An 11,017-nucleotide genomic window follows, 5' to 3' on the forward strand; every position below is an offset into this window, starting at 1 on the left:
GCCCGTGTTCGTGGGCGATCCGGTGCACACCAAGATGATCTCGGACATGCTGCTGGAAGAGCACGGCGTCTATGTCCAGCCGATCAACTATCCGACCGTGCCCAAGGGCACCGAGCGACTGCGCTTCACACCGTCGCCCAACCACACCGACGCCATGATGGACGACCTCGTCCGCGCCATGGACCGGCTGTGGACCCACTGCAACGTGGCAAGACTGCCCGCGGCGGCCTGAGCGGGCCCGTCGCCGGCCCGGGCCGGTGCATTGTCGCAGGCGCACCAGGAGCGACCCTTTCGGGCCCATCGTCTCCTGGTCATGCCGTCGCCAGCGCTGATCACATGGATGCGCACCGACGATCGAAGGCCCCTTGAGGCCGAGTGCGCCGTCCCGTGGGTTGCGCCGGGATGCACCGGTGCACGGCCCGTACTTGCCGCGGAGGAGGCGCCACCGGCAGAGTGACCTGGGCGACCCGTTGGTCTCCCACATGATGCCGCCGATCGCCGGACGTTGATTCCCCCACGTCTCGCGACCCAAAGCGATCGGCGGCATCCGCTCCACCGAAGGAGATCGCTGATGTTCGCCCTGACGATGGCGTTTGAACCCGTACATTAGCCCGGCCGCAACCATGCCTCGCTCCTTCTCGCCCCATCGGCGGGTTCGACTTTGAGAGCTCAGTTGCCAGGCAACGCCTTCGAGGCACGGTCGTCGATCGCGATGAGGTAGAGCAACAGCAGAAGGGCAACGCTGAACTCGCTCCCGCCCGTTCCGTGCTCACCGACGAACCAGCCGAGCTTGGCGTGGATCAGCACGATTCCCCCGATGGCGATCAGAGCCAGGGCGGCGCAGGCGCAGGCGCAGGAGACCCGAAACCTGACCACGAGGCAAAGCGCGGCGATCAACTCGATCACGGTTATGGCCCAGACGACGGCTGTCGGCTGCGGAAAGCCGTGGCTGGCCATGAAGCCGGCGAACTGCGGAATCGTATCGTTCACGACACGTACGACGGCGTGGGCAAGAAACAGACCGGCCGTGCCGATCCGGGCCACCTGAAACGCGCGCTCGCGAGAGAGGAAATGGCGATCAAGCGCGAGGAATGTCATGGGCCGTCCCTTGCAGAGCCGGCGGCGCGACGGGTGTGGAACCTTGCCACTGCAGGGCCGCCGCATAGGAAGTGCAGGGCCGCCGCATAGGAAGCGAGGCTATATCGGCGGTATGACAGCTTCAACGAGCACAGGGCCGCGAACCCGACAGATGGCGCCCCCGACCGGACAGACTGACGGAGAATTCGACGAGTGGCGGCTGTGCACCGACGAGCGCCACTCGACGGGGGGGCCTCCGATCCCGGAGAATGGGTCATGACCATGACCCTGCAAGCCGGCACCGACTGCTGCTTCCTCTCCAGCAGCGCCTGGAGGGCCACATGGCGGCTGGGGGCAGCCTATCTGACCTGCTTCCTGGCTATCAACACGGTTCTCTGGGGCCTTGCGGGCGTCGATCCGGTCGAATCCTTCTTCGGCAAACTGATCCTGCTGTGCTTCTGCGCGATCGTCACGACCGGCATGTCGGCCCTGCTGTACCAGCTGCGTCGTCAATCCTTCGGCCGCCGTGCGCTGGTCTGCCTCGCCATGGCGGCGACGGCGACGCCGCTCTTCACCCTGGTGGACCACCTCATTCACATGGCCTTTGTCTATCCCCAGCCTGTGCCGGTCGATCCCGTCTATATCGGCTACTCCATGATCGAGGGCCTCGCCCTGTTCTTCGGCTGGTCATGTCTTTCCGTGGCCCAGATCTACAGCGACGAGGCCCGCGATCGCGAACGTCAGCTCGCCGCCGTCCGGGAGGAAGCGCTTGCCGCCCAGATGCAGGCCCTGCGTTATCAGGTCAGTCCCCATTTCCTGTTCAACACCCTGAACTCGGTCGCGGGCCTGATCGAGGAAGGTGCTTCCGACCGGGCCAACCGCATGGTGCTGTCCCTGTCGGACTTCCTGCGGGCGACCTTGACGCTTGATCCGGTGCAGGATGTCCGCCTCGCCGATGAACTGGCGCTGCAGGAGGACTATCTGCTGATAGAACGCGAACGGTTCAGCGACCGGATGGATCTCAAGATCGAGGTGCCCGCCGCGCTCGGCGACGCGCTGATCCCGAGTCTTCTGCTGCAGCCCCTCGTCGAAAACGCGATCAAGCACGGCGTGGGCACCACCAACGGGCCCGTGACCATTCTGATCACCGCAGCCCGCGTCGACGACCGCCTGATCGTGACGATCGACAATGACATGCCGGTGACCGACCGGACGGTGACCGACCGATCCGGCGCCGGGATCGGACTCAGAAATGTGTCGGAGCGCATCCGCACCCGGTTCGGGACGCAAGGCAGATTCTCATACGGGCCGGTTCGTGCCGGGTGCTGGCGCGCGCAGGTAGAATTGCCCTGGGTTCTGCTGTGAGCGGTCTCAGGGTCCTGATTGTCGATGATGAACCGCTGGCCCGGCGTCGCGCCATTCGGCTCGTTGGCGAGTGTGCCGAAGTCGGGGAGATCGATGAAGCGGCCGACATCACCGCCGCGCACGCCGCACTGCTGGCCCGCCCCGCCGATATCCTTCTGCTCGACATACAGATGCCGGGCGGAGATGGTTTCGCCCTCCTCGAGACCCTGCACCCTCCCCTGCCTGCCGTCGTGATTGTCACGGCATTCCACGATCATGCCCTGCGCGCCTTTGACGCCCAGGCGATCGACTATGTCACCAAGCCGATCGTGCCGGCCCGTCTTCGCGCGGCTGTCGGGAGGGCGGCGCTCGCCGTGGAAAGTCGGACGAGCCAGGACCGGGTCGAGGAATTGCTGGAGACGGTCCGGACGCTCCGGAGAAGCGTCGAGGTGGCCGGTGGCGGCGCCACAGCGTCGGAGTTCTGGGTGCGTACCCGGGGCGACGTTCTCCGCGTGCCCATCGATCGGGTCGTCCGGTTCGAGGCAGAGCGCGACTATGTTCGCATCCATACCGCCGGCGGGAAATTTCTCCATCATGAGAGCCTGGCCAGTCTCGAGCGGCGGCTGGATCCCGGCGTCTTTGTAAGGATCCACCGCAGCTCAATTGTGCGCAGGGACGAGATCGCCAGCCTCAAGGCCGCGCCGTTCGCCGCCCTTGTCGCCGTGCTTGTGGACGGCACCGAGCTACGGGTCGGACGAACCTATCTGTCGCGCATGAGAAAGCTCACCCGGACCCCGTGAGGGTCGCCTGACATCTGCAGCGCATGATGCAGCCAGGCTTCGTCGCCTCCGGTCTGCTCATGTCGTTCGCAGAACGTAACGGGCCGCCAATCGAGTCCTGCTTGCGGTCCGGAGCACGCGTACTGCTGAGTCCCGTCCGGAGACGGACCATGCACACGACAAATGCCCCCGCCCTGCGCGTCGCGATTGTTGACGACGAGCCCATTGCGCGCTCCCGGCTGCGCAGGCTTCTCGGCAGGATCGACAGTCCTCCCTCGACGATCCTCATCGAGTGCGGGAGCGCGGAGGCGATCCTGTCGCAAGGGCGCGGGCTGCCACTCGATGCCGTGTTCATCGACATCGAGATGCCCGGACGCTCGGGCCTCACGGCGCTCGAACGGTGGCAGGGATGGCGTCCGGAATTCGTTTTTGTCACAGCGCACCACGAGCACGCCCTCAAGGCCTTCGACCTTCAAGCCACAGACTACCTGACCAAGCCGGTCGCTGAAAAACGCCTGCACCAGACCCTCACACGGCTCTGGAGTCACTGCCGGGCGACGGGGGTCGAGGCCTCCGGAGTTGGCTCACCGGCGGAAAGGAGCCTCACGGAGCGCCAGATTCAGATCCTCAGCCTTCTTGGAAAGGGCCTGGCCAACAAGGAGATCGCGCAGGCTCTCGGCCTGTCGCACTTCACGGTTCGCAATCACCTGATGGCCCTCTTTCGGCTGTACGGCGTGTCGCGACGCGCCGACCTCTGTCGGGTCGCCGGGCCGGATATGGCCGGGTAAGGCAGCGGCCCACACGCGTTCTACCGCGCCGAGGCCCTGCCGACGGGACGATCCGAGTCACAGCTTCAGACAACCCGAAAGGACGGAGCCTCCGCGGCGCCAATCAGCTGGGCGCGTCCGATCAGGGTGTCCAGTCGCTGAACGATCGCTACCCCCAGCGGCGTCAGATACAGATGCCGCGAGATTTTCTCACGGTCGTTGGACGCCATCACAAGCCAACCCAGACCGGGTGGGAGCGCCCCGAGATCGCCTCTGGAAACCAGGGCTCGCGCGGCACGCGACGCGGTCGCCGGGGTGGTGCCCATAAGCTCAGATAGCTCCTTGATCCGGATGCCCGCGTTCTCGGCGACATACAGGAACACCAGCATCTCGGACATGGTGATTTGCGGCGCGCTTTTTCGAAGAAAGGTCAGGCAGGCCAACAGACTGTTGCGCCGCCGCCCCGGCCCGTCAGTCATCGGCATAGGCCGCAATGATCAGGCCCGGCGCGCCCGGCCGGGGACGCGCCCGGGGCTTGCGGCGCCTGAAGTCCAGTTGCGCGCTTTTCCGGACCAGCTGGCTGGCTGCGAAAGCCGCTTCGATTGCAGCTTTCTCGTCTTGCGCTTCGAACTCGTCGCCAGCCTCAAAATCGATCGTGATCGTGGCGCGGTATCGCATGGGCTCGCCGGGCGGGCGTAGTCTGTTGCGCAGCGGGTGATCGACAAGGGTCGCGCTCATGTCATCCAACCAACAGGCGCGGCTGAAGCGCCGCCCACTTTGATCGCGGGCCTCGAGCGGTGAGGGAAGGTGCTGCGATGTACCCGTACACCGGGCCGGCTGATCGCTGCCATTGACGAGCGGCCCGCCCGGCTCGCCGCGCTTGCACAACAAAAAAGGGCGACGGATCCCAGGATCCGCCGCCCCAGTTTGCTCGGGGGAGCAGGGTTTAGAAGTTGGCCGTAATCCCGAAGAACACGTACCGCCCCATGGCGTCGTAGAGTTGCGGGTACGTATTCCCGTTACCCGTCGTGCCAACGCTCCGGGACAGTTGCGGATCGTTGTCCAGGACGTTGTTCACCCCGGCGCGAACCGTGACGGTGTCCATGACCTGCCAGACGGCTGCGAGGTCGAGGTAGTTTTCCGCATCGAAATAGCGATCGATACGATTCCCCCCGTTGTTCAGCGAGCCGTTTGCACGGTTCAGAACCGCGATCTCCACCTCGCCGTAATGACGCCACGTCGCGGAGAGGTCCAGTTCCCACGGCGTCGCCCAGTTGACCCTGGCGCGGTGACGATATTCCGGGTTCGGAATGCCGCACTGGTTCGCATAGAAGCCGGCGCAGTCATAGACGGAGTCCCCGTTGTCAGTGACGAGCTCCGACAGGATGGTCGAGACGTAGCTGAGCTGGAGACCACCCATATTCGCCATGCCCAGGTCTTCGAGATCGAAGCTGTAGCTGGCGTTCACATCGATGCCGGTTGTGCCGAAGCCGCCGATGTTTGTGTTCGGGTCGCTGACCACGCCGCTGCCGGTCCACAGCGATCCGTTCGAGTTACGCGTGATGCGGGCACACGCCGCCGCGTCGCCCGAGATGTAGCACGAGTCCAGGGTGTTCAGCGGGTTGAACGGCTGGATCGCATCGTCGATCTGGATGTCGAAATAGTCGACCGAGATGTTGAACCCGGTCAGGAAGGACGGCGACCAGACGACGCCATAGGTGATGGTGTCGCTCTCTTCCGGACGCAGGGTCGCAGTGCCACTGTTAAGACGGCTGTATTGACCGGCGGGGCTACGCAGGGCGCCGCTGGTCGACTGGCCGGCGGTCACCTGCCAGGGGTTGGTGCCGAAGCAGGACGCCGGAGCGACGCCGGTGGTTGCGTCGCAAGGATCCCGATCCGCGTCAAACAGGGCGAAACCGGGAGCCGTGAAAAGCTCGATGGCGTTCGGAGCCCGGACGGCGCGCGAGTAGCTGGCGCGGAAGCGGATGTCCTCGATCGGCGCATAGTCGGCGCCGAGCTTGTAGGTATCCGTGCCGAAGTTTTCGTACTCGGAACGCCGATAGGCGCCGTCGATCGATGCCGAATAGGCCCAGGGCTGGTCATCGGCGAGCGGGATCTGGAACTCGCCGAAGACTTCCGCGACATCCGTGTCACCGGCAAGGCCGAGCGTCGGTCCACCCTGACCAGCACCGTCGCCGGTCTGGAAGGTCGCGTCAGTCGTCGTATCGAGGGCGTCACGGCGGTACTCGGCGCCGAACGCGACCTGAACGGTGCGCGACGCGGTCGGCATTGACCAGCCCGTGTCACCCGTAATGGCGGCGGTGACGACCTGTTGGGTCGTTTCACCGGTCTGGATCAGCGGGATCTGCAGGTAGTCGAGGGCCGCCTGGGTCACCCCACCGGCAATGAACACGTCGTAGGGGACGCAGTTGGGGTCGGTGCCGTTGACGACAGAGCGGCAGGTCGGCGTGACGCCGGGTCCGGGGTTCGTATCGACCACATCCAGCGCGCGGCCGAGACGCGTCACGGAGAAGTCGTTCAGATAGGTCCGGGCCAGGGCGACACGCGAGTATTGCGCGGCGATGTCATAGTTCCAGCCTGGGGAGATCTCGCCGCGAACGCCGACGATGCCGCGATAGGAGGTGTAGTTGAGGGAGTCCTGACGACCGCCGCCTTCAACGTTGCGGCGACCGATGTAGAGGGTCCGGCGGTTGTCTGCCGTGATGTCCGCCGCCGTGCAGCCGATGGTCGCGGCCTGTTGAGGCCCCAGCAGCGGGTTGCCGCAGTTGATCTCGGCCGTGTTGAAGAAATTGCCCGACGGGGCGATCTGGGCGACCGACTTGTAGTCCGAGAACATCAGCTGGGCGAACACCTCGGCCTGGTCGTTCAGCTCATAGCGGCCGAAGGCGCCGAGGGTGTAGCGCTCGTCGGGGCGCTGATAATAGTTCAGCGGGCCGAAATTGTAGTTTCCGGTGGCGGCGTTGAACGGCACGAAGGTGCGTCCCGTGCCGAGGGTGGAGTTGAACCCACCCGCGAAATCAGTGAAGCGGCCGGGGAAGGACGTGCCCGATCCGCCGCAGGTGAAGGTCGTCGGCGTGGCGGCGGCCGGCGCGTCGATAGCGCAGGCCGAATAGTCACGATCCCGCTGAAGGACCGGATTGTTGTTCCGGTAGCCGGCGTAGGCGGTGATGTTGCCGCGTCCGTCGGGGGCGGAAACGCCCATGATGATGTTCACAGAGCGGCTCTCGCCATCCGAGACGTCGTCTTCAGGCAGGACAAACTGGCCCGGGTTCGTAAGGCCGCGACGCGCGATTTCCGCGCGAACATTGCCGACGCCGTCGTAGTCGTTGTTGTGCTGGTAGAAGCCGTACTGGGCGTCGACCTGCAGGCCTTCGAAGTCCTTCTTCATGATGAAGTTGACGACGCCGGCCAGTGCGTCCGAACCGTAGACGGCGGAGGCGCCGCCGGTCAGGACTTCAACGCGCTCGACCAGTTGTTCCGGGATCTGGTTCAGGTCGGCTGCGTCATCGTTGGGGGAACCGTAGCCCATCCGGCGGCCGTCGATCAGCACCAGGGTGCGCGACGAGCCGAGGTTGCGCAGCGCGACCGTGGCCGTACCCGAGGCTCCGTTTGACACGGTTGAGTTCTGGGCGGCGAACGCTTGCGGAAGCTGATTGATCAGGTCCTCAACACGCGTAACCCCCGCAACATCGATGTCTTCGCCCGTCACCTGGGTGACCGGGCTCGTGGTGACAAGGTTTGCCTGCGGGATCCGCGAGCCGGTGACGATAACATCGTCAAGCTCTGCATCCTGCGGCGTGTCCTGTGCCATGGCCGGGGCGGAAATGACCAGGAATGCAGCTCCGGTCAGCAGCGTGCTGGCCAGCAGTCTCTGCCGGTTGTTGGGATTTTTCAAAGGACGTCCTTTCGTTGTTCGATGCTGCTGCCGCTTGAGCGACAACCGGAGTGACACCCGAGCCTCAATGCTCACGGCGATCCTGCAACGCTCGCATCGTGGTACAAGGCGCGCTTCGATTACAACTGGTCTTCAATACTTATGTCATGTTGTCTCTATTACGTCACAACTTAATAGAATTACGTCCGCGTAATTGGTAGCTTTTACTCTATCGTTATCAGGATTCATTATGTTCTATTACTGACCTAACCCCCTTTCAGCGCCGCGATCATCTCGCGCATACCCGGATTGGTCGGCACACCCTGGATCGGCGAAAAGCCTTCAATGTCGAGGCGGTAGCCGATGGAGATCAGGATCCCACCGTGGCGAGCGAAGGCTGTCCCGTCATGTACCGGCACCATGGCCGCGCCGCCGGTCCAGGCATCGCCGTGGATCCAGACCATGACCTTGGGTACCGGAACCTGCCCCGGGCTGGCCAATAGCGGCTTTGCCTCGCCGCAGCTGTCGATTGCCCGGACGGCTTTCCCAAGCTGGCGTCAGCCGCGGCGACCGTGCCGTATGCGCGGCTTCATGGTGGTCCTGCGCCGCGTCTGAGGCCCCTGGATCGCAGGCTCAACTCATGCCGCAGGTCCGACGCCCTTCATGCGGCGAAAGGCCATCAGGTCGTCTACCCAGTCCTTGTCTTCAAGGACGTGAACCAGAACCCGACGGATCATCGGCCGTAACCATTCGACCTCCTCCGCCTTTAGCGCGCCCGTGATCCGGTCATTGAAGCGGGTCACGTCCAGCAGGGCGCGCTCGTAGACCGCCCGCCCCTTCTCGGTAAGGACCAGATGCACCTGTCGTCGATCGACAAGGTCGCGATCCCGCTGAACCAGGCCATCTTCGACCATTCGGTCAACGGTTCGGGTCAGCGTCGTGCGATCAGTAGCGCAGAAGGCGGCGACCTCTCCCATCGTAGCCCTGTCAAGCCGACGCAGGGTGGCGAGGATCTGCCATTGATTGAGCGTAAGGCCCATCTTGACCAGTTCAAGACCGAGGGCGGTCTCGCGCTGCCGGACGACGTGGTGGAGCAGGAAGAACAGGTGGCCGGCCGTCAGGGGTTCGAACGGGTCCGACGCCCCCCCTGTCCGATCTTCCGACTCCGCGCCCGACATTTTGATTGAGCCTCCGCCTCCGTCAGGACCAGTCCAAACAGGTTCGCGTCTCGCGTGCAACCTTGCCGCTTGTCGACTGCGTCCGCCGTAGGGCCCGGCTGACAGAGAGGAGAAGGTCTTGATGAAAGCAACCCGGCGAATAATTATCGGGCACACTGGATAGGACCACAGGCGCGGTCTAGAACAACCGCTCAAGCATCTGTTGCGTGCGTGGGGCGAGCCGTCCTGTGTAGACGAGGACAGTTCTTCTCACCCGGGCTCCGGAGCGGGGGAAGAGGAGTTCCATGCGTTGGAGTCCACGAACACCGAGGCGCCTGAGTATTTCCACAAGGTCGTCGATTGCCAGTGGGCCTGCCCGGCCCATACGCCCGTCCCCGAGTATATCCGGCTGATCGCCCAGGGGCGTCACGCCGACGCCTACATGGTCAACTGGAAGTCCAACGTCTTCCCCGGCATCCTCGGGCGGACCTGCGACCGTCCGTGTGAGCCCGCCTGTCGCCGGGGACGCGTCGAGGACGAGCCGGTCGCCATCTGCCGGCTGAAACGCGTCGCGGCGGACAACAAGGGCGATGTCTCCGCCCGTATGCCGACCGCGCCGGCAAACCGTATCGGCAAGAAGGTCGCCTGCATCGGCGCGGGACCGGCTTCAATGACCGTCGCGCGGGATCTCGCGCCGCTCGGTTACCACGTCGTCGTCTATGACGCCGACGCCAGGGCGGGCGGGATGATCCGCAGCCAGATCCCGCGGTTCCGCCTGCCAGAGAGCGTGATCGACGAGGAGATGGGCTACATCACCGACCTCGGCCTGGAGATGCGGCTGGGTGAGCGTATCGACAGCCTCGGAGCGCTGCTCAAGGAAGATTACGACGCCATCTTCGTCGGCACCGGGGCGCCGCGCGGCCGGGATCTGGACGTCCCCGGCCGACAGGAAGCCGCCGCCAATATCCACATCGGCATCGACTGGCTCTCCAGCGTGTCGTTCGGCCACATCGAAAAGATCGGCCGGCGGGTGATCGTTCTGGGCGGCGGCAACACCGCCATGGACTGCTGCCGCACCGCCCGCCGCCTCGGCGGCGAGGACGTCAAGGTCGTCGTCCGCTCCGGCTACGATGAAATGAAGGCCTCACCGTGGGAGAAGGTGGACGCGGTGCACGAGGGCATCCCGATCCTCAACTTCCTCGTCCCCAAGGCCTTCACCCACGCCGACGGCCAGCTGACCGGAGTCACCTTCGAGAAGGTCACGCCCGTCGTCGACGAGAAGGGCCGCCGCACGCTCAGGCCGACGGGGGCGCCTGACGAGCATATCGCGTGCGATGACGTGCTGGTGGCCATCGGCCAGGAGAATGCCTTCCCCTGGATCGAGCGGGATATCGGTCTGGAGTTTGATGAATGGGGCATGCCCGTCGTCAATGAGACAACGCTTCAGTCGACCAACGACAAGGTCTTCTTCGGGGGCGACGCGGCGTTCGGGCCCAAGAACATCATCTGGGCCGTGGCCCACGGCCATGACGCGGCGATCTCGATCGACCATTTCTGCCGTGGCAACGACGTCAGGCTCCGCCCGCCGCCGGGCGTGCTGGTCTCGTCGCAGAAGATGGGCATCCACGAGTGGAGCTACGATAACGACATCTCCAATGATGACCGCCAGAACGTGCCCCAGCTGCCGATCGCGGAGGCTCTTTCCAATGTAAAGGCCGAGGTGGAGCTGGGCTTTGACGCCGCCCTGGCCCTGGCCGAGGCCCAGCGCTGCCTCAACTGCGACGTCCAGACGGTCTTCACCACCCCGCTGTGCATCGAATGCGACGCCTGCGCCGATATCTGCCCGACTGACTGCATCACCTTTACCGTCAATGGCGAAGAGGAAGAACTGCGCCCCCGTCTCAAGGCGCCGGCGCTCAACCTGACCCAGGATCTCTACATATCCGGGGCCCTGCCAACGGGGCGGGTGATGGTGAAGGACGAGGACGTCTGCCTGCA

General features: G+C 64.6%; 11 protein-coding genes and 1 pseudogene. 5 read left to right on the forward strand and 7 right to left on the reverse strand.

What is annotated here, in order from left to right; genetic code table 11:
• Positions 1 to 232, forward strand: a 232-nt coding sequence (locus B3E43_RS14440; protein WP_292030716.1) for an aminotransferase class I/II-fold pyridoxal phosphate-dependent enzyme, incomplete at its 5' end; no start/stop codon positions are given.
• A gap of 437 nt (positions 233 to 669) precedes the next feature.
• Here the strand turns inward: B3E43_RS14440 and B3E43_RS14445 are convergent.
• Positions 670 to 1,098 carry a DoxX family protein gene (locus B3E43_RS14445; RefSeq protein WP_292030718.1) on the reverse strand — a complete coding sequence of 143 codons (429 nt, stop codon included), beginning with the start codon at positions 1,096 to 1,098 and terminating at the stop codon, positions 670 to 672.
• Positions 1,099 to 1,353: 255 nt separating this feature from the next.
• On the opposite strand from B3E43_RS14445, the gene B3E43_RS14450 reads away from it, so the two are divergent.
• The 3 genes from B3E43_RS14450 (at position 1,354) to B3E43_RS14460 (ending at position 3,988) form a co-directional block, all read left to right on the forward strand.
• On the forward strand, positions 1,354 to 2,442 hold the full coding sequence (locus B3E43_RS14450; protein WP_292030720.1) for a sensor histidine kinase: 1,089 nt from the start codon (positions 1,354 to 1,356) through the stop codon (positions 2,440 to 2,442).
• Complete coding sequence (locus tag B3E43_RS14455) at positions 2,439 to 3,221, forward strand: LytR/AlgR family response regulator transcription factor (protein ID WP_292030723.1); 783 nt, start codon at positions 2,439 to 2,441, stop codon at positions 3,219 to 3,221. Before B3E43_RS14450 ends, B3E43_RS14455 begins: the two co-directional genes overlap by 4 nt.
• 149 nt (positions 3,222 to 3,370) lie before the next feature.
• On the forward strand, positions 3,371 to 3,988 hold the full coding sequence (locus B3E43_RS14460) for a response regulator transcription factor (protein ID WP_292030725.1): 618 nt from the start codon (positions 3,371 to 3,373) through the stop codon (positions 3,986 to 3,988).
• Positions 3,989 to 4,053: 65 nt separating this feature from the next.
• On the opposite strand, the gene B3E43_RS14465 is transcribed toward B3E43_RS14460, so the two are convergent.
• The 6 genes and pseudogenes from B3E43_RS14465 to B3E43_RS16260 all read right to left on the reverse strand — a co-directional run.
• Positions 4,054 to 4,446 carry a MarR family transcriptional regulator gene (locus B3E43_RS14465; RefSeq protein WP_292030727.1) on the reverse strand — a complete coding sequence of 131 codons (393 nt, stop codon included), beginning with the start codon at positions 4,444 to 4,446 and terminating at the stop codon, positions 4,054 to 4,056.
• On the reverse strand, positions 4,439 to 4,705 hold the full coding sequence (locus B3E43_RS14470) for a hypothetical protein (protein ID WP_292030729.1): 267 nt from the start codon (positions 4,703 to 4,705) through the stop codon (positions 4,439 to 4,441). The genes B3E43_RS14465 and B3E43_RS14470 overlap by 8 nt, the downstream gene beginning before the upstream one ends.
• Before the next feature lie 208 nt (positions 4,706 to 4,913).
• Complete coding sequence (locus B3E43_RS14475; protein WP_292030731.1) at positions 4,914 to 7,883, reverse strand: TonB-dependent receptor plug domain-containing protein; 2,970 nt, start codon at positions 7,881 to 7,883, stop codon at positions 4,914 to 4,916.
• A 245-nt stretch (positions 7,884 to 8,128) separates the two neighbouring features.
• Positions 8,129 to 8,326: a carboxylesterase family protein gene (locus B3E43_RS14480; RefSeq protein ID WP_292030733.1), complete on the reverse strand. Its 198-nt coding sequence runs from the start codon at positions 8,324 to 8,326 to the stop codon at positions 8,129 to 8,131.
• A gap of 174 nt (positions 8,327 to 8,500) precedes the next feature.
• Positions 8,501 to 8,722 (reverse strand): hypothetical protein, encoded by a 222-nt coding sequence (locus B3E43_RS14485; RefSeq protein WP_292030734.1) that lies wholly within the window; start codon positions 8,720 to 8,722, stop codon positions 8,501 to 8,503.
• A 21-nt stretch (positions 8,723 to 8,743) separates the two neighbouring features.
• Positions 8,744 to 9,040, reverse strand: a pseudogene (locus B3E43_RS16260) (MarR family winged helix-turn-helix transcriptional regulator); the annotation flags it as partial.
• A 289-nt stretch (positions 9,041 to 9,329) separates the two neighbouring features.
• Between B3E43_RS16260 and B3E43_RS14495 the strand changes: the two are divergent.
• Positions 9,330 to 11,017 (forward strand): FAD-dependent oxidoreductase (locus tag B3E43_RS14495; RefSeq protein WP_292030738.1); only part of this gene is annotated, 1,688 nt, incomplete at its 3' end.

Source organism: Brevundimonas sp. UBA2416, from assembly GCF_002343105.1.
Taxonomy (GTDB): Bacteria; Pseudomonadota; Alphaproteobacteria; order Caulobacterales; family Caulobacteraceae; genus Brevundimonas.